Below are 20,829 nucleotides of genomic sequence, written 5' to 3' on the forward strand. Positions count from 1 at the left end.
TATTGCAAATATTCCGGTGGGGCTGACAAGAAATTCGTCCGACTTTGAAAGGGTTGGGCAGGTTGGCCACTCTATGCCTTCAAGGGGCGGGGTTTGAAGTAGAATCACTGTTGTTATGGCGCGTAAGACACAGACGAATGGAAAGAACACAAAGACCCGTCGCAGTAAGGCGAACGGGTCTTCTTCTGGTAAGGACGTTGAGCCAACGAAGGTCATGGTGCCTGAAGACGCCTCGTTCTTCGAACGCCACTCTACGCTGTGCCGCATCGTCGGTTTCTTCGCATTGGTGATACTGGCCATCATGTTCTGTGCCTCCGAATGGTTCCATGTCAACGGGTTTCTGGGCCATTGGCTGCACATGATCGCCGCCGGGCTTTTCGGTGTGATGAGCGTGGTGCTTCCCATTTTCCTCGTGGTGGTGGCCTATCAGGTGCTGCTCGATCCGACCAAGCACAAGCGAAATCTGCGTCTGATCATCGGTAGTGCGCTGCTGTTCTGGTCGATTTGCTCGATTATCGATGCCATTGTTGCTTCTCCATCGCGCGAATTCAATATGGATGTGCTGCGCGGGGCCGGTGGATTGCTCGGTTTCGTGTTGGGTTCTCCCTTGGCTTGGGGTCTTTCCAGCGTGTTCGCCGTCGTGATTTTCGTGGTGGTGGCCATATTCTCGCTGTTGCTTATTGTCAGGCTTGATATCACACAGATGGCGGAAAAGTTCCACGATTGGTCACAACGGCACAAGGCTGGCGCGCAAGACGATGATGCCGCCGACAACGCCGATGTGAGTGCACAAAGCGAGCAATTCCCCAATGAGGTGCGCGTTGGCGACGAAACATTGGAACTTGCCGAGGGGGTACCGTCCCATGACGGCAGTGACGAGAACGAATCCGAGGAGGCGCCGCAATCCCGCAAACGTGGCATAGGTGCCTTCTTCTCCCGTATTTTCGGCCACAGCGATGATGATGACGGCGAGGCAAAGCTGGAACGTTACGCTGGCGACGAGGCGTTTGACAAGGCGGCGAACCTTAATGGCCAGAGCGATGAGACGCCGCTGGTCGAAGGGCATCCGCAGCCCATGGTCGACCCCACCACCGGCGAGATTCAGGGCGTTGCCGGTACTCCTGCTTCCACGCCAACCGGCATGCCGGGATTCAATGGGCAGGGGAGCGCCGACACAACAATGCCGGGCTCCGCGGTGAATGGGCATCCCGGCGCTTTTGATACCTCGAAGCCGGCAACCTCATCCGGGCCTTATGGGGCTGACGTTGCTTCCAGTCTTCCGGTGACAAGTCCTGCATCCGACCCGTGGGCGGCGGTCGGCAATGACGGTAGCGCGGCAGAGCCCATGGTGCCCCAAATCAAAGGCATCGCCGGGGGAGCTGCGAATCTTCCGGCTTCCATCGCCAATCACGGCGGCGATGATTCGGTTGCAAGGCACGAGGCCGAGAACGCCGAAGACGAGGATGACAACAGGCCCTATCGCCTGCCCAGCCTCGACATTCTGGTGAAAGGCAAACCGCATCAGGCCCGAACGCAGGCCAACGACAACGTCATCAAGGCGCTGACCGCCACCTTCCACCAGTTCCACGTCGACGCCAAGGTTGTCGGCTTCCTGCGCGGCCCGTCGGTGACCCAGTACGAGGTCGAGCTGGGGCCGGGCGTCAAAGTTGAAAAGGTCACCAACCTGCAGCGCAACATCGCCTACGCCGTGGCTTCCACCGACGTGCGTATCCTCTCGCCGATCCCCGGCAAATCCGCCATCGGCATCGAGATTCCGAATATCGACCGTGAGATCGTGCATCTGGGCGACGTGCTGCGCAGTGACAAGGCCATGAACGACCCGAACCCGATGCTTGCGGGCGTCGGCAAGGACGTCGAAGGCCATTTCGTCACCGCCGATCTTACGAAAATGCCACATCTGCTGGTCGCGGGCGCCACCGGTTCCGGCAAGTCGAGCTTTATCAATTCCATGCTCACTTCGATCATCATGCGCGCGACCCCCGAGCAGGTGCGCCTGATTATGGTCGACCCCAAGCGCGTCGAGCTCTCCGCCTACGCCGGCATTCCACACTTGCTGACCCCGATCATCACCGACCCTAAAAAGGCCGCACAAGCGTTGGAATGGGTGGTCAAGGAGATGGACGCCCGATACGATGACCTCCAATATTTCGGTTTCCGGCATATCAAGGACTTCAACAAAGCCGTGCTTGCCGGCAAGGTCCATGCCCCGCTCGGCTCCAAGCGCAAGGTGGCCCCGTACCCGTATATCCTCGTGGTCGTCGACGAGATGGCCGATCTGATGATGCTGGCCAAGAACGACGTCGAAAGCTCGATTCAGCGCATCACCCAGCTCGCGCGTGCCGCCGGCGTCCACCTCGTGCTCGCCACCCAGCGCCCGTCCGTCGACGTCATCACCGGCCTGATTAAGGCGAACATTCCCTCGCGTCTGGCTTTTGCCACGTCGTCGGCCACCGATTCACGCGTCATTTTGGACACCACCGGTGCCGAATCGCTGATCGGTCAGGGCGATGCTCTGTTCCTTCCGATGGGCTCCGCCAAGCCGATCCGCGTGCAGGGTTCGTGGGTCGGGGAGTCCGAGATTCGCAAGGCCGTCGAATTCGCCCGCACCCAGCGCAAACCGCACTATCGCGAGGACATCGAGGAAATGGCCAAGAAGGCCGAGGAGAACGAAACTCATCCCAACGAGGAAATCGGCGATGACATGGACACGCTCTTGGAGGCGGCGAAGCTCGTGGTCACCACGCAGTTCGGGTCCACCTCGATGCTCCAGCGCAAGCTGCGCATCGGGTTTGCCAAGGCCGGCCGCATGATGGATCTGCTCGAATCCCGCGGTGTCGTCGGTCCTTCGGAGGGGTCCAAGGCCCGCGAAGTCCTGGTCCAGCCGCAGGATCTGGGTCAGGTCCTCGACTTCATCCAAGGCAAAACCGGCTCCATGGCGCCGTCGGCTTCTAGCGGTTCCTCTGAGGAGTAGCGAATTCTGTTCTTTTTAGGTGAGAGGAATCGGACTCTATGATTCGTCATATTACGGTATCGTCGCCGCGCTAAGGTATTGGGTATGCAACAACGAGATGGGAAAAAATCGCTTCTGGACGGCTGGAACAGTCCGCCGAATCTGGTGACGTATACGCGTATCGTGCTGGTCCTTATATTTCTGTGGATTGACATCGCTGCAGGCCCTTGGGGGCAGCACAGTCCTTGGATGCGTTTTGCTGCAGCCGTGCTTTTCATCGTCGCCGCTTCGACCGATAAGCTCGATGGCTGGATGGCCAGGAAGTACAACCAAGTCACGGAACTGGGCAAACTGATGGATCCCATCGCCGACAAACTCCTGATTTGTTCGGCGCTCGTCGTCGCCTCGGTTTTCGGTGAAGTGCCGTGGTGGGTCACTGCGCTGTTCCTCATCCGTGAAATCGGCATTACCATCATGCGTTTCTTCGTCATCGACACCGGCGGCAAGGTCATCGCGGCGGACAAAGCCGGCAAGTACAAGACCTTGACCCAGTGCATCGGTTTGGGGATGCTCTTGATGCCGGTGTGGGCGTTGTCCTCGGACATCACCAATCCTGGACGAGTGGCTTTTCTTGGAGGTGCTCCGGCATTCTCGCATATCGGCCCCGGCGTTCCCGTTTGGTGGTTCTGCTATTACAGCGTGACCGATTTGCTGATTGGTATAGCGCTGATTCTTTGCCTGTATTCAGGATACGTATATGTCCGCAATGTGGTGCGTGCGCGAAAAGCGGCGTGAGAGCTTGTAGAATCTGCCCCAAACCAACTACTGACCGAGTGGTAGGTAACAGGGTTTGGGATGGTTTCATAGGTTCTGAATGCAGTGGCATAGGTGTTTGTGAACTTATGAATCGCCTGGGCGGGAGGAAAAATGCAAGACTATACGCAAGCGTCTGATGGCGCTTCGTCGACCACGGCAGGTTTCGAAGGTATGGTTTCGAGTGGTACGGTGTCTGAAATCCAGCCACGTTGCGATGCTCTGGCTGCCCGAATTCTCAAAGGGGCCGAAGCCCGTGGTTTCAAAATTGCCGCGGCTGAATCCTTGACCGGCGGGCTGCTTGCGGATGCATTTGTGCGCATTCCCGGGGCCTCCGACGTATTCCTCGGTTCCGCAGTGACCTATGACATCCACGCCAAGGCAAGTGTGCTCGGTGTGGATGCTGATTTGCTCAACCGCAAGGGTGCCGTTTATCCCGAAGTGGCACGGCAGATGGCCTTGCGAACCTCGCAGCTGTATCGTCAGCCTCAGTATGGCGATAAGGTTCTGGGCCTGTCAACTACGGGCGTGGCAGGGCCTGGTTCGGATGGCGACAAACCGGCCGGCCTTGTCTATATCGGTATCAGTGTTCCTGCACGTAGTGTTGCAGATACCCGTCGGACAACGACGGCCGAGCTACGGCTTTCCGGCTCAAGAGAAGAGGTTCGAAGGCTTACCGTACTTAATGTATTGCAATTTGTGACGCAGCTCACAGCGCTCACAGAGGAATAAACTTACCTCTTAGCTGTTGATGAAAGTGACAACAGAATCAGCACAAGATAAGAGGGGTGGCGTAATGGAAACGATGACTCGACCACAGGAGCAGATGGCAATGAACACGCTTGCATCAGGGGCGACGCGCCCAAGCAATGCGCGCAACAGGGACTTGACCCCTGCTCAGCGACGCGCGGTGGCTTTTGCGCAACAACAGGTTTTGAAGGCCCGTGCCGCCAAAAAGGCGAAGGACGAACGCCAGGCAGTACTCAACAGGATGTGGCAGGAAGAGGATGCAGAGCAGTCCAAGCCCAGGGCGGCCGCACGCAAACACGACACCGAGGGTGAGAGCCGCGATATCTCGTTGCGCGAGGCCATTGGCCACGTGCTTCGTGATCTGCGCACCCGTGACCACAAGACGCTGCGTGAGGTCAGTGAAAAGGCCGGCGTCTCGCTCGGTTATCTTTCGGAAGTCGAGCGCGGACAGAAGGAGGCCAGCTCCGAACTGCTGGCATCCATCGCTGAATCGCTGGGACTGAGCACCTCGCAGATGCTGCGTATGGTGGCGGATTACCTCGATTACACCGAGGCGTGACCTGCGGTTTCGCTACGTTTTGAAAAGAGCCCGTCAGTTTTGAAGTTGGCGGGCTCTTTTGTTGTATCGGCGTCGTCGGTTTTGGGGATTTATCCGGATAGTGTGGTTTGTGTTTCTCGATACCGCTTCACATTCCATCGCCAACCCGTGTTTGTGGTGTCTGTCATGCGTCGGTGATTTTGCCTGTGGATTTGGGCAGGGTTGCCGGTTGGATCGGGAATTTCGCGGATAGATTGGTATTCGAGTGCGTTGATAGACTGGCAGCGTGAAGGAACGTGAATTTTGGCAGTTGCTCGAAGAGGTGCTCGGACGCACATATGGTCGTTCGTTGGCGCGTGATCAGGTGCTGACGGCGCTTGACGATATGACTGTGGTCGAGGCGCTTGCGGCCGGAGTCGAACCGCGTGTTGTCTGGAATGTGCTGTGCGACCAGTTGCAGATTCCCGATTCGCGCCGTTGGGGCAAGGACCACAATGCACCGCCGTTGCCGGCCAGGTGAATCTCGGCGTTGCTTATCTTCCCGGCGCGTCTCATTCGAACAAATGTTCGTATGTGGTTCTATGATTGTTCACGTACATCTTGCATGAACATATGGGTTAGGGGCTCAAAATCCCGGAAAACCACGGCGTGTCGAAAAGGCAATCATTCGACCACATAACCCCGTTCAGCTTGCATAAGTGGCGCATTGCTCCGTACTCTGGTAGTGCAGGAGCGAACATAAAGGAGAACGATGGCACAGCAATCAAAGACGGCAAAAGACAGCAAAGCCAAAGATGCCGAGCCACAGGCCAATGGCGGGCACGGCATTGACCCGCGCAAGCAGGCGGCGCTCGATACCGCACTGAAACAGGTCGAAAAGGATTTCGGCAAGGGTTCGGCGATGCGGCTTGGCGACAAGCCGGTGCAGAACGTCGAGGTCATTCCCACTGGTTCGCTGGCGCTCGATATGGCGTTGGGGATCGGAGGTCTGCCACGAGGCAGGATCGTCGAGATCTATGGTCCGGAATCTTCCGGCAAGACCACTTTGGCGTTGCATGCGGTCGCCAATGCGCAGAAGGCCGGCGGCGTGGCCGCCTATATCGATGCGGAACACGCGCTCGATCCGGTCTATGCCAAAAAACTTGGTGTCGATACCGATTCGTTGATCATTTCCCAGCCTGATAACGGCGAGCAGGCGCTTGAGATCGCCGACATGTTGGTGCGAAGCGGCGCGCTGGATGTTGTGGTCATCGATTCGGTGGCAGCTCTCGTGCCAAAGGCTGAAATCGAAGGCGAGATGGGCGACAGCCATGTCGGCTTGCAGGCCAGGTTGATGAGCCAGGCGCTGCGCAAGATGACCGGTGCGCTGGCCCAGTCCAACACCACCGCCATTTTCATCAACCAGCTGCGTGAGAAGATCGGCGTCTTCTTCGGCAGCCCAGAGACCACAACCGGTGGCAAGGCATTGAAGTTCTATGCTTCGGTACGTCTTGACATTCGTCGTATCCAGACTTTGAAGAACGGCGACGAGGCCATCGGCAACCGTACCAAGGTCAAAGTCGTCAAGAACAAGATGGCTCCACCATTCAAGTTCGCCGAATTCGATATCCTGTACGGGGAGGGCATCTCCAAGGAAGGCTCGGTGCTCGACATGGCCTTGCAATGCGACGTCGTCAAGAAGTCCGGTTCATGGTTCACCTATGAGGGCGATCAGCTGGGGCAGGGGCGTGAGAACGTCCGCCAGTTCCTCAAGGACAACCCGGCGCTGACTGATGAGATCGAGCGCAAGGTCAAGGTCAAGTATGGTCTGATTCCCGACGATCCCAAGCCTGATGGCGGCGATGGTAATAATGATCAAGGTTCCGATTCCTCCAAGGTGGCAGACGATGCCGATGCTTCTATTAGTGGCAGCAGCGCCACCTCTGCGAATGCCAACGCGAAAGCCTAGGCGCACAGAGTCGACATTATGATCAGCGTCGAAGAATTTCTTCATGGCCGTCATCTATCCGATGCCTCATCGGACGATGACGGCCATGCTCAAGCTGATTCTCAGGTTGGCGCAGATATCGATGGTGCCGTCGCATCCGGCTTGCAAGGTGGGCGGGCGGTTGCCGAAGGTTCTTTCTTCCCAGTCGGCGACCATCGGTCCGGGGCTCGCCAGACCGATCAGAGTCGTCATGACAGTGGCGACAAAGACCATTACGCCGGAACTTCCGATATAGGTGTTTCCGCGAGTGACAACGGCGCTGGATCAAAAAGCGCCTCGAAATCCATGCGAAGCAAACGCCCGAACCGTGCACACACCCATGCGGTGCCAGTGACCAGCAATTACACCAGTGGTTTCGGCGGTGCTCTTGATTCCGAAGAGACGTTCAACGGTCAACGTGGGCGTGGAAAATACGATAAGTATCGCCGTGGCCGGGGTAAAGCCCATTATCGGAAATACCGGACGGGAATGCCGGTGAAACGTGTACCGGACGATCCAGCCGACATGGATGCCTGTCGTGAGGCGGCGCTGACCCTGTTGGATTCTGCGGCGCGTTCTTCGGGCGCGCTTGTCAAACGGCTGATTGACAAAGGCTATGATCCGGTTGTCGTTCAGGATGTGGTGAATCGTCTTATCGACGTCCATCTTATCGATGATGAGGAATACGCGCGTTCTGTCGTGCGAAATTGCGCAGCGAGGATGCTTGGTTTCCGTGGAACAATAATGGAGCTGAAGCGCAAGGAAGTCGATGATCGGCTTGCACAGCGTACAGCTGCAGATGCTCGTGAACAGGGCGTTTTCGAGGACGCTGCATGGCAACTGGGCCGAAAGACGGCCGCAAGGACGGAAGGTATGGAGCTTCAGGTCCGCCGCCGTCGTTTCTGGAGCGCCGGAGGCCGCAAGGGGCATGACCCGGAAACGTTGCGCCGCGTCGCCCATGAGTTGTTTGACGGGCAGGACAGTGTCTGATTGGGGTTGGTTTGCCTTGTGCCCAAGTGTCGTGTGCATTTTCTGGCCGATGAACCGATACGCGGAAATGGCGATTGTCTGACTGGACACCGCGGTTGTGCCAATGTTTTTGCTGTCATTCGCAGTCTGAATTGAATTTGGCCATGGCGAATAAATCCGGAAACGCCATTGCACGGCACTGCCCTGTGCTGACAAAAAGAAGAATGAAGTGAGACCTCGTATACCCCGGGTTCTGTCGCGTGTCGCCACGCGGATGGCCATCCATCTCGACCTGACGTCGCCGCCAGGCTCCAGCAGCCTACCCGAAGGCCGGGCGAGCAGCCCGTGTCGGGATGTTGCCCCCGACGTGCCTTCTGCTTGGCCTTGCTCCCGATGAGGCTTGCCAGCGGCCGACTGTTGCCAGCGGCCCGGTGGTCTCTTACACCGCCGTTTCACCCTTACCCGATTGCTCGGGCGGTTTGCTTTCTGTTGCGCTTGCTCTCAGGTCACCCTGGGCGGACGTTATCCGCCATCGTGCTCTATGGAGCCCGGAAGTTCCTCAGCCGATTCGGAGAAACCGAACCGGCCGCGACCATCATGAGGTCTCACAAGCATCAAATTATAGCAAACAGATGAACACGGCGTTGCAGACATGCGAACGGCGTATTTTTCGGGCTATATCCAGCTTTCTCCAAGCCGAGCCGCTAGACTGGAAACTAGCAGCACAGCAGTAATGTCGCTGCTGGTACATCAGGCGGGGCGAAACCTGCCGAACCTAACAGGAGGTCGACCATGGATATTGTCGTCACCGGACGTCACATGCAAGTCAATCAAAAGTTCCGTGATGTCGTGGACACGAAGATGAATCGTGTCACGTCCATTGCCCCGGACGCTGAACGCGCCCAGATTGTAGTGTCTCGCGAAGGCAACCCGCGTCAGGCCGATACCGCCAAGCGAGTGGAAATCACCATCGAGGCCGGGGCGACCGTGGTCCGCGCAGAAGCGTCGAGCTCTGACGAATACAGCGCCCTTGATATTGCGCTTGACAAGCTGACGCTGCGTCTGCGCCGCGTCCGTGACCGCCGTAAGAGCCATCGTCCTACCCGCAAGGAGCAGAAGACCGTCGATATGGGTGTCGTGCCAGTCGACGAGCCCATCAACCCGGAGCCCACACCACTGCAGGAGCCTGAAGAGATGGAGCATCCGCTTTCCACGGACCTCGGCCCGGGGGAGAGCGTTGAGGTACAGGTCGGCGACACCCCGATTGTGATTCGTCGCAAGCTGCACATCGCGGAGCCGATGACCATCGACGAGGCACTGTATGAGATGGAACTTATCGGCCACGACTTCTTCCTGTTTGTCAACAGCGAGACCCATCGCCCGTCCGTCGTCTATCGTCGTCACGGCTGGAGTTACGGTGTCTTCGAGATCGATACCGCTGAAAATGTCAAGAAGGCGCGGAAGGCCGCCAAGAGCAAGAAGTAGATTTTACTTCGGGTTCCATCGTCTATGCCTTGTCAGATAAGGGCATCGTGATTGGAATCCATGATTGTGCGATCATTGACCCATCGGCAGACCCGGTGGGTCAATCTATATGGAAAAGAAAACCAGATTATGTATGACGAGGGATGTAAAAGGGCAGAAAATCTGCGCCGTCGCGTAAGATAAGCAACAGTCTGTGCCAAGCCTCCATTGGCTTGGTCTTGCTCGTTTATGGGAAACGAACTAGGGAGCGAAATTGGTAGATATCGTCGATAAGGCCCTACGTATGGGCGAAGGCCATCAGCTCAAGAAGCTGGAGAACGTGGCCAAGGCGACCAACGCGCACGAGGACGAAATCGCGGCGCTGAGCGACGAGGAACTTGCCGGGCAAACCGCCAAGTTCAAGGAACGTCTCGATAACGGCGAGGATCTTGACAAACTGATGCCCGAGGCGTTCGCCACGGTGCGTGAGACCTCCAAGCGCACGCTCGGTCAGCGTCACTTCGACGTGCAGCTGATGGGCGGCGCCGCCCTGCACTGGGGCAATATCGCCGAGATGAAAACCGGTGAAGGCAAGACCTTGGTCGCCACGCTTCCTGCCTACCTCAACGCGTTGAGCGGCGAAGGTGTCCACATCGTCACGGTCAACGATTACCTCGCGAGCTACCAGAGCGAGCTGATGGGCCGTATCTTCCGGTTCCTGAAAATGAACGTCGGTTGCATCATCACCGATCAGAAGCCCACGGAGCGCCGCAAGCAATATGAGGCGGACATCACCTACGGTACCAACAATGAGTTCGGCTTCGACTACCTGCGTGACAACATGGCGTGGGAAAAGAGCGAGCTGGTGCAGCGCGGCCACCACTATGCCATCGTCGATGAGGTCGACTCCATTCTTATTGATGAGGCCCGTACGCCTCTGATCATTTCCGGTCCGGCCGAAGGCGGTGTGACCCGTTGGTACCGTCAGTTCGCCAAGCTCGTTACCAAGCTGACGCGCGACGAGGATTATGAGGTCGACGAGAAGAAGAAGGTCGTGGGCATCCTCGATCCGGGCATCACCAAGGTCGAGGACTTCCTGGGGATCGACAACCTTTATGAGCCCAACAACACCGCGCTGATCGGTTACCTCAACAACGCCATCAAGGCCAAGGAACTCTTCCTGCGTGACAAGGACTACGTCGTCACCGGCGGGGAAGTGCTTATCGTCGACGAGCACACCGGTCGTGTGCTTCCCGGCCGCCGCTACAACGAAGGCCTTCATCAGGCCATCGAAGCCAAGGAAGGTGTCGAGGTCAAGGCCGAAAACCAGACCTTCGCCACCATCACCCTGCAGAACTACTTCCGTATGTACGACAAGCTCGCGGGCATGACCGGTACGGCAGAGACCGAAGCCGCCGAGTTCATGAACACCTACAAACTGGGCGTGTTGCCGATTCCGACCAACAAGAAGATGATCCGCGTCGATCAGGACGATCTGATCTACCGTACCAAGAAGGAAAAGCTTACTGCCGTCATCAAGGATGTCGCCAAGAGGTACAAGAAGGGCCAGCCGGTCCTGCTCGGCACCGCTTCCGTCGAGTCCTCCGAAGTTGTCTCCTCGCTGCTTGATGTGGCGGGCATTCCCCATCAGGTTTTGAACGCCAAGCACCATGAGAAGGAGGCGGCGGTCGTCGCCGTCGCCGGACGCAAGGGCGCCATCACCGTGGCCACCAACATGGCCGGCCGTGGTACCGACATCATGCTCGGCGGCAACGTCGAGTTCCTTGCCGACCAGAAGCTCAAATCCGAGGGCTATTCCGCCGACGATACGCCGGAGGAATACGAGAAGCGCTGGCCTGGCACCTTGGCCGAGATGAAGGAACAGGCCAAGGATGAGCACGATGAGGTCACCAAGCTCGGCGGTCTTTACGTGCTGGGCACCGAACGCCACGAATCCCGCCGTATCGACAACCAGCTACGCGGTCGTTCCGGCCGTCAGGGCGATCCTGGCGAATCCCGCTTCTACCTGAGCCTTGAAGACGATCTGATGCGTCTGTTCAACACCCAGCTGGTGGCGCGTGTCATGGCCAAGGGGCTGCCGGAGGGCGAGCCCATCGAGTCCAAGAGCGTTTCCAAGGGCGTGCGCACCGCGCAGAAGTCCGTGGAATCCCGCAACTTCGAAATGCGTAAGAACGTCCTCAAATATGATGACGTGATGAACAAGCAGCGCAAGGTCATCTATTCCGAACGTCAGGCTGTGTTGCGTGGTGTTGACATCCACAACGACATCCTGCGCTTCATCGATGAGACGATCGAAAGCTATATCAAGGGTGCCAACAACGGCAGCGACAAGCCCGACGAGTGGGATTGGGACGGCCTGTTCAGCGCGCTGAAGACGGTCTATCCGATTTCGGTCGAAGAGGATGACGCCAAGAAGAAGGCGGAAGGTTTCAAGGGCGAAAAGGCAGTTGATGCCGTCAAGGACTTCATCGTCGCCGATGCCAAGGAGCAGTACGACGGCTACGAGGACAAGATTGGCGCGGACGGGCTGCGTGAACTCGAACGTCGCGTCGTGCTCGCTGTGCTCGACAAGAAGTGGCGTGAACACCTCTACGAGATGGACTACCTCAAAGACGGCATCGGCCTGCGTGGCATGGGTCAGCGTGATCCTCTGGTCGAGTACCAGCGTGAAGGCTTCCAGATGTACAACCAGATGATCGATGCCATCAAGGAGGAAAGCATCCAGCTGCTCTTCCACGTCGACATTCAGCAGGTTGCCAAGACCGAGGATGTCGAGACTGACACCGAGCGTGCCGAAGAAGCCGAATCCTCCGCTGAGAATGAGGCAGTTGATAAGGCTGCTGAGGCCATCGGCGTGGATTCCGTGGACGATGGTGAAGCTGCTGAATCAAAGGCCACGGTCGCTTCAGCCCCCGCCGACCCGGATACCACCGATGAGGATGCTGAAGAAGCCGACATCGCCGAAACCGAGGAAAGCGAAGAAGGCAATTCTGAGCCGAGCATCGTCGGCCCGGAGCCGATGAGCCACGCTGAAGGCAAGGTTCCGGCCAACAAGCGTCCAAAGGCCGAAGAACTCAAGAGCCCATGGGCCGATGGCAGGACGTTCCCAGGTACCAAGAAGAACGATCCGTGCCCCTGCGGTTCGGGTCGCAAGTACAAGATGTGCCACGGGCAGAATGAGAAGAAGTGAGGCTCGTGATGGATATTCGCTAGTCTGAGGCTCGCGAATACAGCAAAACGGTGACCGGCATGCAATGTGCCGGCCACCGTTTGTTTTCTGTTCCCATTCGTAGTGTTGGACGTATGAAAGGAACCCGTCAAACGAAAAGACAGATATAGCCGTGTCCTTTAGCACGATGATTTCATCAATGTCCGATCATGCATCGATTGCCAATAGAACTGTAAAACTCTGCCGATGAAATCATATCGACCGATAAATAATATTCTTTTTCGATATTCTCAGACCCGCGACCCGTCGTCGTAATAATCGGTCTGTGTCGGTGCATGCCCGCGATGCATGCCTAGGAGCCCGACCCCGCCGATAAGGGCGCAAAGCCCGAAAACGAGGCCCATGATGGCTGCAAATCTGGGGAAGAACACTGCTGCGATCAATCCTGCGATGCCGATGATCAGCAACGCCCAGAAGACGACTTTCACCGGATCGAGATGGCCGAGATCGGGATTTGGCGGCGTGAAATCGTCAAAACCGTCCATGACGTTGTCAGCGTCAAGCCAGCTGGAACCTTCGAAATCGCGGGGCCCGTGCTGCTTGGACGAAGAAGACGAAAATCCGCCGGCAAAAGAATCGGGCGTGATGTCATCGACGGAAAGCAGGGCCTTTTTCTCCTCGCGTTTTGCGTGTTTCTCGAAGCGTTTGGCGTTGCGGGAATTGCTGATATCGTCGAGATCTTCGGCGTGTTCGGCCTCAAACTGCTTCCACATGTCGTCGACGTCGTCGTCTTTCAACGTGTCGTTGGCGTTTTTTGAGCTTTTTCCGTCCGTATCCATAGCGTTCTTGCCGGATTCCGTGTCGCTGGTACCCAAGGATTTATGCTCGGTGTTCTGCTGATGGTCGCCGGTTCGATCGGCTTTTTCGCTTGCGCCGGAGTCGTGGCCATCGGCGGGCACGGCACCAGAATCGGCGTCGTCTCGCTTGTCGTCACTATTGTTGCTATCCTTGAGGCTAGTCATATCGACCACTCTAACCCAGCGGTCGGCCAATTGCATGGTACAGGCACATGTCGTGAGATGTGCGGAATTTGAGGGAGGAAAGAGCTCGTGCTCTATTGGTTCTTTGTACGTGGCCTCGGACCGCTAGCCCGTTGGCGCATGCATCCGAAGGGTGTCGGAGTCGAGAACATCCCCAAAACTGGCGGTGGCATCATCGCGGCGAATCATCTGGCTGTCATCGATGACGCGCTTATTCCTCTGACCAGTCCGCGCATGGTTCATTTCATGGGCAAGGCCGAGTATTTCGAAGGCAAGGGCATCAAGGGAAAGTTCATCAAGTGGTGGTTCACCTCTGTCGGCGTCTTTCCTGTGGACCGTTCCGGCGGCTCGAAATCGCTCGGTGCGCTTGCCCACGCACGTGAGATCATCGAAGATGGTCATCTTTTTGGCATCCATGTGGAAGGTACCCGTAGCCCCGATGGCAGGCTCTATCGCGGCCATACCGGCGTGGCCAAGTTGGCCTTGGAAACCGGTTGTTGCATCGTTCCCACGGCCGTTGTGGGCAGCAGGCAGGTGCAAATGCCCGGCCAGGTCATTCCCGGCTCCGGGCATACCAAAGTGATTTACGGCAAGCCAATCGCCGTCAAAAAGGTCGACCCCGACACCATCACCCACGAGGAGCTGCGTGAGCTGACGGACCACGTCGTCTCCGAAATCGCGAAATTGAGCGGGCAGGAATATGTCGACGAATACGCGCAAACCGTCAAGGCGAGAATGCAGCAGGCGGAACAGGCGAAGCAGATTACCAAAAAATAACGATTATTCGAATTGAAGGTATTGGCAGCTTCCGATTGACAGCTTCTGCATGCTTAGCGCGCCGGTGAACAATATGCCAGTACGTTAAACGCAGCAAAGGACTCACTCAGAGGCGTATCTTCCGATACATTTTATACGACGGTGAGCGTGACCACGGTGGCATTGCCGTCATCGCCACGAACGCGAACCTGTTGGCCAGGGTCTGGCGATTGCAGACGCACAGTGTGGGTCAGGTCGCCCAGAGGCGCCGAGATCTTGACCTTGAGGCCCAAGGCCTCCAGCGTTTTCTGCGCATCGCTGCTGTTCTTGCCACGCACATCGGGTATGGTCACCGTTTCCGGGCCCTTGGAGACCACAACGTCGACCTGATCGCCCCAGTGCAGCTGCGTGCCGGCCTTGATCGAGGTGGAAATGATGGATCCGGAGGGCACCGAATCGCTGAAATCCTCGCTGTAGTTCGGTTTGAGCTTGGCGTCGTCGAACGCGGTCTGCGCATCGTTCTTTGAGCGTCCAGTCACGTCGGGCATGCTTACCGGCATCGGCCCTTTGGAAAGCACGAGTGTCACCTTGCTATTGTGTGCGACGGTCGCGCCGGGTTTGGGTGAGACCGATTTGGCCGCCCCTACAGGAAGGTCCAATGAATACTCGTCTTTGCCTTCCTCATGGGCGATGTTGGTGAAACCTGCCTGGGAAAGCGCTTCCAGTGGTTTCTTGCCGTCGCTGCTTGATGGGTCGAGGATATCCTTGGGAATGGTGACGTGGCGCACGCCTTTCGAGACGACCACGTTGAGCTTGGCGTCGGTGCGCTTGCTCACCCGGCCTCCGACGCTATCGGGGTTGGTGGAGATGACATTACCCTTGGCCACGTCGTCACTGAACTGTTCCGAGGTGGCGTAGGGGATGCCTGCGACCTTGAGCGTGCTTTCATACGGCTTCCATTTGACGTCGGTGATGCGGCAGACGCTTTTTTGTGTGCAATTCAAGTCTTCGGGCTTGGGCACGTTGTAGTAGCTGCCGGGACCGAGGAAATACCACCATGCCACGCCGCTGGCTCCGGCAACGGCCAGCAGGATCAGAATGATGGTGGTGATGATCACCGGTTTGTGCAGTTTTGAAGGCTTTTTCGGCGTCGGTTGAACGGTGGCATCAGGTGTGGATGTCGAAAGGTCATCCGGGCCGGATCGGGGGGCGTCCATCAGACCGATGGCCATGGTCGTGTTGTTCACGGCGGCTGTCCCGTCGTTGGCCAAGATGCGGCCGTCAAGGGCCTGCGTCGCGGCATTGGAGGGGGATTGTCCCTGAGAATAGACACCTTCCGGCATGTGCGCGGTTGTCTTCGTGGTTGAAGTGGCGGAAGTGGCGGATGCGGCAGGCGGCGCCGGGACTTCGGCCCGGTACGGTGCGTGCTCGCCGGCTTCATCGTTCGTTACAGGAACAAAACCGGGGTTATCCCAAATGTTGGTGGGGTTTTGCCCTGAAACTGCCGACGGTGAGGTGTTGGTGCCGTTTTCCTCGTCGGAAGCCGACGGAACTTCAGAAGCTGGAGAAGGCGGGGTCGCTGCTGCAGGCGGTTGGGCGTCGGCAAGTGGTTTTGCGGCGGCAATGCCTGCAAGCGGAGGATTGGTCTCGTTACCCGTATCCGTGGTGTCGTTGGCTTGCGGAACGAAACGGTACTGCCAGCCTTCAACGCTGATATGTGAACTCAGCGTTTTCAGCTCCTGCAACGCGGCCGCGGCATCGGCCGGTCGGCCCTCGACGGCACGGGCCGTCAAATGGCTTATAAAGGCCGAGACCGAGGGGTCGATGCCGGTGCAGACGGTTTCAAGCGCCGGCACATCCTCGTGGACATGTTTGAAGACCATGGTCACCGGATTGTCCGAAGTAAACGGCACGCGTCCCGCCAGCATTTCCCAGGCCATGATGCCTACAGAATAGAGGTCGCCTTGAGGGGTGGCGATGTTGTTCTCGATCATTTCCGGAGCCAGATACGCCGCCGTGCCCAAAAGCATGCCGGTGGTCGAAAGCGTGGCCTCGCTCATCGCCTTGGCCAGGCCGAAATCGGTGATCTGCACCCGTCCGCGGTCGTTCAGCAGGATGTTCTCGGGCTTGATGTCGCGGTGCACCACTCCGGCTCGGTGGGCGCTTGCCAATCCGTCAAGGGTCTGGGAGATGATACGTACCGTTTCATGCACACTGAAGGTGCCGCGTTCGTTCATTTCGTGGCGCAGATTGACCCCGTGTACGTATTCCATCACCAGGTAGTCGCGTCCGCCGGCCGTCCCGGAATCGTAGACCTGGACGATATGCGGGTTGCTGATGGCCGCCGCGCTGCGGGCCTCGCGGTGGAATCGGGCGACGAACTGGTCGCGGTGCGGCCCCTGCGCCAGCTGCGTGTGCATCACTTTGATGGCCACGACGCGTTCAAGCCGCTCGTCCTTCGCCTTATAGACCGTAGCCATGCCGCCGTCGGCGATCGGACCCAGGACGCGGTAACGTCCGTCGATCAGCCTGCTTTGCGGCTCGTTCTCGGCTTGGCTCATGACTTGACTGCGTTCCTTGGCTATTGATGGGTACGAATGTCTCAATATTACATGTGGCAAGGTACCAGTAGCGTTCCTGTTGTTGGCAAATGGAACCGGATTATCTCAAGTCCGTCGGAATAAATCGTGCACACGCATCCGTGAGTGTCTTTCGGCTTTCCTGGTTCATCTCTGCCTGGTTGATGGCGGATTCCGCTTGGATCCAAAGGTCGTGAATGCGGCGGCGCGAGGTTTCAATGGCTCCGGTTGACTCGAAGAGGGTGAGTGCCAGATGCACATCATCATCATTTCTGGCTTGTTTTTGGTATATGTCAATGAGTGCGCTTCTGTCGGCAACGCTTGCGGCCTGCAACGTATCGGCAAGCAGGACGGTGTGTTTTCCCTCGCGAACGTCGCCGCCGACCGGTTTGCCGCTGTTTGTGCCGGTCACGTCAAGCAGGTCGTCGGCCAGCTGGAAGGCGATGCCCAGCGGCAGACCGATGTTTTTCGCACTTTGCCGGGCCTGGTCAGGCGGCATTCCCACTGCGCAGAATCCAAGATCAAGAGGGGTGATGGTGGTGTAGCTTGCGGTCTTCCATTCGAAGACGTTGAGCGAGGCGGTGATGAGCTCATCCGGTTTGTTGAGGCTGATGGTTTCTGCTGCCAGGTCAAGGCTCTGGCCGATTTCAACGGCTCGTTGCATGTCGAGGAAGGTGTGCAGATTGGCGCTCGCATACTCCAGTGCAGGGCTTTGCAATGCGTTCGCCGCGATGTCGATCGAAGCTGTGGCGAGCATGTTGCCAAGCATCAAAGCCAGTCCGGTCCCGAAGTTGCTGGCCGTGCCCTCTTGTGCCAAGGCGACATGGGCGCTGGGTCGGCCACGGCGTTTCGGTGAGTCATCGATGATGTCGTCGTGGATCAGGGCACTGGTCTGGTAGATTTCGATGGCGCAGGCCAAGTCGAGCATGGCATCCGGGATATCTTCTGCAGCTGTCTGGATTCCAGCGGAATCGTGGTTATTATACGATTTTGAAGCTTTGCAGGAAGTGTAAGCAGCCAAAGCGAGCAGGGCACGCAACCGTTTGCCGCCACGGTTGGCCGTCAGTCCTTCGTCAATGACCTTGTTCAGTGTCGGGCGCAGATTTTCCGCCACGTCGGCGAGGTTATCGCTCATCCATGTCTTCGTCAGTTCGGCGATGCGTTGGTCGATGACGCGGTTATCCACATTTGCTTGCATACCGCCCAAGATTATCCACAGTTGCCTACTTGCCCGTCCACATTGCGGCCGAGATGCTCAGAATGGCGTATTGGCAGGGATAAGAGGCATCCGACCACAGTGGCCGGAAATCACACGGAAAACAGACGAAGTATGCCATAGTGAATCGAACAATGATATTCCATCCCGTCTTTCGCACAATCCGAAGGAACTTGGGAACACCTGAAAGGAGCAACGATGAGCAAGCGAACATCGGTACGACCTAGCGGAAAAGCAAGAAAGAACCTGCTGGGTGGACAGAAGAGATGCTCAGAGAGCGAGCTGAAGGCATTGGCGCTCAGATTACAGAAGTGCAAAATGGAGGAAGGCATTGCCAAAGCCAACCGTGATTGGCTTGACGCACCATTTGGTGAGTGGTGTGACAATCTGTGCAATCATGTGCACATCATGTCGAAAGACCATGCCATGCAAATCTGCGTGGCAATGGCCGATATGCTTTCGGCTCGAGACGCCTTGATCATGTCGCTGGTGGCAGCGTACCAAGCGAATGTCGGGACCAAGGCGATGCTTGATCTGGCCGCCGAGCCCCACGACCCGGCCAACGTCATACATCTTTATCGGCTTTTGGACAGGGCCTTCAACGACGGCGATTGTTCGCCTGATTTCACACGTTGCGCCTGCGGAATCGACATGCTTGTCGGTATGGCGAAGCTTGTGTCGGGGCGTTTCGAAGTACAGCCTCTCACCGCTGCGGCCTATGGGTCATGGTGGATGGGCAGCGACGATGCGATTGATTACGCCCAACGGGCTTTGTCTTTGGATGAGCAGTGTACGCTCGCACGCATTATCTGCTCTGCGATAAATCAGGACTTGCAACCTGCCTGGCGGATAGAAAGGCCATAAAAGGCGCTTCCAGGCCGTCAACAATGACCGCAACAAGACAACGGATCGGTAAAATGGTCATTCCGGTATTTTTTGACAAATCCATTTGCTGTCAATGGGAATAATCGTCCTTGTTTGATGGTTGACTTTTATAGTCGCAAAATTCATAATGTGCTGGTTTCGTGCCCTCTGGTAGGCACGAGGATAATCATTATTCATTTGAGGAGGATACGTTTGGCCAAGAAGGAACAGGCAACAACCGTAGAGGCTGAGCAGAGCGAGGACGCTAAGATCACTCGTAAGTCGAAGGCCACCCGTTCGTCTTCTTCATCCGTATCGCGAAAGACGACGGCCAAGGCCAAGAAGACCACTGCTGCCAAAAAGACGGCAAAACCCTCAAAAAAGACAACGAAAAAGGAAGACCCGATCGAGCAGAAGCCCAAGGACGCCGATATTGAGGAGGATTCCGAAGACATTTCTGAGGATGACGAACTTCAGGACGATGATCTCGAAGACGTTGGTGATGTCGACGAAAATGAGGATTTCGACGATTTAGAGGATGATTCCTCTACATTGCCCGACGATGATGAAGACGAAAACGAGGATTCCGAACCTGAGGATGAAGATGAAGACGAAGACGACGATGACGGCGCCACTTCCCATCGTAAGGCCGCCGAGCTGCCGAAGGCCAAAGGTGCCTTCGTTGTCAGCAACAATGACGACGATGATGACAATCTGACGCCTTCCGGCAATCCGAAGCGTCGTGTGGTTGCCGCAGGCGCGACAGCCGATCCCGTCAAGGATTACCTGAAGCAGATTGGCCGAGTGAGCCTTCTGAATGCCGAGCAGGAAGTCGACCTCTCCGAGCGTATCGAGGCCGGGCTTTATGCCCAGCACTTGCTCGATACCCAGAGCGAAGGCATGGACTTCAAACGCAAGCGCGAGCTCAAGTGGGCCGCGAACGATGGCAAGAAGGCCAAGGACCATCTGCTGGAGGCCAACCTTCGTCTGGTCGTCTCGCTGGCCAAGCGCTACACAGGCCGTGGCATGCTCTTCCTCGATTTGATTCAGGAAGGCAACTTGGGCCTGATTCGCGCGGTCGAGAAGTTCGACTGGAAGAAGGGCTTTAAGTTCTCCACGTATGCCACTTGGTGGATTCGTCAGGCGATCACCCGTGCCATGGCCGACCAGGCCCGTACCATTCGCGTGCCTGTCCACATGGTGGAGGTCATCAACAAGCTTTCCCGCGTGCAGCGCCAGATGTTGCAGGATCTGGGCCGCGAACCCACGCCCGACGAGCTGGCCCGCGAGCTTGACATGCCCGTCGAGAAGGTGCAGGAGGTGCAGAAGTATGGTCGTGAGCCGATTTCGCTGCACACCCCGCTTGGTGAGGACGGCGATTCCGAGTTCGGTGACCTCATCGAAGATACTGACGCGATTGCGCCTTCCGAGGCTGTAGCTTTCTCCCTTTTGCAGGAGCAGTTCAAGCAGGTTTTGGAGACGCTTTCACCACGTGAGGCCGGCGTCATCAAAATGCGTTACGGTCTTGAGGACGGCCAGCCCAAGACCTTGGATGACATTGGCCGTGTCTATGGGGTCACCCGTGAACGCATCCGCCAGATTGAGTCCAAGACCATGTCGAAGCTGCGCCACCCGTCGCGTTCGCAGACGTTGCGAGATTTTCTCGACCAGTGATTTTTCAATGGATGCCGCCGTTTTAAACGGCGGTTTTCC

At 57.3% G+C, this 20,829-nt stretch carries 14 protein-coding genes, 1 other RNA gene and 1 pseudogene; 12 read left to right on the top strand and 4 right to left on the bottom strand.

Annotation, left to right across the window (positions count from 1 at the left end; translation table 11 throughout):
* Window positions 1-115: 115 nt before the first annotated feature.
* The 7 genes and pseudogenes from PT275_RS01425 to PT275_RS09190 form a co-directional block, all read left to right on the top strand.
* On the top strand, window positions 116-2,992 hold the full coding sequence (locus PT275_RS01425) for a DNA translocase FtsK (RefSeq protein WP_277151650.1): 2,877 nt from the start codon (window positions 116-118) through the stop codon (window positions 2,990-2,992).
* Between the two features lie 84 nt (window positions 2,993-3,076).
* Window positions 3,077-3,766: a CDP-diacylglycerol--glycerol-3-phosphate 3-phosphatidyltransferase gene (gene pgsA, locus PT275_RS01430; RefSeq protein WP_277151652.1), complete on the top strand. Its 690-nt coding sequence runs from the start codon at window positions 3,077-3,079 to the stop codon at window positions 3,764-3,766.
* A gap of 219 nt (window positions 3,767-3,985) precedes the next feature.
* Window positions 3,986-4,516, top strand: coding sequence for a nicotinamide-nucleotide amidohydrolase family protein (locus PT275_RS01435; RefSeq protein ID WP_277153614.1), 531 nt, complete (start codon window positions 3,986-3,988; stop codon window positions 4,514-4,516).
* 64 nt (window positions 4,517-4,580) lie between these two features.
* On the top strand, window positions 4,581-5,093 hold the full coding sequence (locus PT275_RS01440; RefSeq protein ID WP_277151654.1) for a helix-turn-helix transcriptional regulator: 513 nt from the start codon (window positions 4,581-4,583) through the stop codon (window positions 5,091-5,093).
* Between the two features lie 265 nt (window positions 5,094-5,358).
* The gene (locus PT275_RS01445; RefSeq protein WP_277151656.1) at window positions 5,359-5,592 is read left to right on the top strand and encodes a DUF3046 domain-containing protein; all 234 of its coding nucleotides are present in this window, start codon (window positions 5,359-5,361) and stop codon (window positions 5,590-5,592) included.
* A gap of 231 nt (window positions 5,593-5,823) precedes the next feature.
* Window positions 5,824-7,020 carry a recombinase RecA gene (gene recA / locus PT275_RS01450; protein WP_277151659.1) on the top strand — a complete coding sequence of 399 codons (1,197 nt, stop codon included), beginning with the start codon at window positions 5,824-5,826 and terminating at the stop codon, window positions 7,018-7,020.
* A gap of 522 nt (window positions 7,021-7,542) precedes the next feature.
* A pseudogene (locus tag PT275_RS09190) lies at window positions 7,543-8,028 on the top strand (regulatory protein RecX); the annotation flags it as partial.
* A 205-nt stretch (window positions 8,029-8,233) separates the two neighbouring features.
* Here PT275_RS09190 and rnpB read toward each other — a convergent pair.
* Window positions 8,234-8,615, bottom strand: an RNA gene (rnpB, locus tag PT275_RS01460) — RNase P RNA component class A.
* 184 nt (window positions 8,616-8,799) lie between these two features.
* Between rnpB and raiA the strand changes: the two genes are divergently transcribed.
* Both raiA and secA read left to right on the top strand, forming a co-directional pair.
* Entirely contained in the window at window positions 8,800-9,492 is a 693-nt protein-coding gene (raiA, locus tag PT275_RS01465; RefSeq protein WP_277151664.1) for a ribosome-associated translation inhibitor RaiA, read from the top strand.
* Between the two features lie 253 nt (window positions 9,493-9,745).
* Window positions 9,746-12,682, top strand: a complete 2,937-nt coding sequence (gene secA, locus PT275_RS01470; RefSeq protein ID WP_277151666.1) for a preprotein translocase subunit SecA — start codon at window positions 9,746-9,748, stop codon at window positions 12,680-12,682.
* A gap of 269 nt (window positions 12,683-12,951) precedes the next feature.
* On the opposite strand, the gene PT275_RS01475 is transcribed toward secA, so the two are convergent.
* A complete protein-coding gene (locus PT275_RS01475) occupies window positions 12,952-13,683 on the bottom strand; it encodes a DUF308 domain-containing protein (RefSeq protein ID WP_277151668.1) in 732 nt (243 codons plus the stop codon).
* A gap of 87 nt (window positions 13,684-13,770) precedes the next feature.
* Between PT275_RS01475 and PT275_RS01480 the strand changes: the two genes are divergently transcribed.
* Window positions 13,771-14,478 (top strand): lysophospholipid acyltransferase family protein, encoded by a 708-nt coding sequence (locus PT275_RS01480; RefSeq protein ID WP_277151670.1) that lies wholly within the window; start codon window positions 13,771-13,773, stop codon window positions 14,476-14,478.
* Window positions 14,479-14,609: 131 nt separating this feature from the next.
* On the opposite strand, the gene PT275_RS01485 is transcribed toward PT275_RS01480, so the two are convergent.
* Together PT275_RS01485 and PT275_RS01490 are read right to left on the bottom strand one after the other, a co-directional pair.
* Window positions 14,610-17,018: a Stk1 family PASTA domain-containing Ser/Thr kinase gene (locus tag PT275_RS01485; RefSeq protein ID WP_277151672.1), complete on the bottom strand. Its 2,409-nt coding sequence runs from the start codon at window positions 17,016-17,018 to the stop codon at window positions 14,610-14,612.
* A gap of 100 nt (window positions 17,019-17,118) precedes the next feature.
* Complete coding sequence (locus PT275_RS01490; RefSeq protein ID WP_277151674.1) at window positions 17,119-18,234, bottom strand: polyprenyl synthetase family protein; 1,116 nt, start codon at window positions 18,232-18,234, stop codon at window positions 17,119-17,121.
* A 216-nt stretch (window positions 18,235-18,450) separates the two neighbouring features.
* On the opposite strand from PT275_RS01490, the gene PT275_RS01495 reads away from it, so the two are divergent.
* Entirely contained in the window at window positions 18,451-19,116 is a 666-nt protein-coding gene (locus PT275_RS01495; protein ID WP_277151677.1) for a hypothetical protein, read from the top strand.
* 213 nt (window positions 19,117-19,329) lie between these two features.
* A complete protein-coding gene (locus tag PT275_RS01500; protein ID WP_277151680.1) occupies window positions 19,330-20,790 on the top strand; it encodes an RNA polymerase sigma factor in 1,461 nt (486 codons plus the stop codon).
* The last annotated feature ends 39 nt before the right edge of the window (window positions 20,791-20,829 follow it).

It is taken from the genome of Bifidobacterium sp. ESL0745 (assembly GCF_029433335.1).
Classification (GTDB): domain Bacteria; phylum Actinomycetota; class Actinomycetes; order Actinomycetales; family Bifidobacteriaceae; genus Bifidobacterium.

Excerpts from the sequence above, each read along its gene's own strand:
- PT275_RS01440 (WP_277151654.1), top strand. The coding sequence starts at position 4,581 with ATGGAAACGATGACTCGACCACAGGAGCAGATGGCAATGAACACGCTT.
- PT275_RS01490 (WP_277151674.1), bottom strand. The coding sequence starts at position 18,234 with ATGCAAGCAAATGTGGATAACCGCGTCATCGACCAACGCATCGCCGAA.
- PT275_RS01475 (WP_277151668.1), bottom strand. The coding sequence starts at position 13,683 with ATGACTAGCCTCAAGGATAGCAACAATAGTGACGACAAGCGAGACGAC.
- recA (WP_277151659.1), top strand. The coding sequence starts at position 5,824 with ATGGCACAGCAATCAAAGACGGCAAAAGACAGCAAAGCCAAAGATGCC.
- PT275_RS01425 (WP_277151650.1), top strand. The coding sequence starts at position 116 with ATGGCGCGTAAGACACAGACGAATGGAAAGAACACAAAGACCCGTCGC.
- pgsA (WP_277151652.1), top strand. The coding sequence starts at position 3,077 with ATGCAACAACGAGATGGGAAAAAATCGCTTCTGGACGGCTGGAACAGT.
- raiA (WP_277151664.1), top strand. The coding sequence starts at position 8,800 with ATGGATATTGTCGTCACCGGACGTCACATGCAAGTCAATCAAAAGTTC.
- PT275_RS01485 (WP_277151672.1), bottom strand. The coding sequence starts at position 17,018 with ATGAGCCAAGCCGAGAACGAGCCGCAAAGCAGGCTGATCGACGGACGT.
- PT275_RS01495 (WP_277151677.1), top strand. The coding sequence starts at position 18,451 with ATGAGCAAGCGAACATCGGTACGACCTAGCGGAAAAGCAAGAAAGAAC.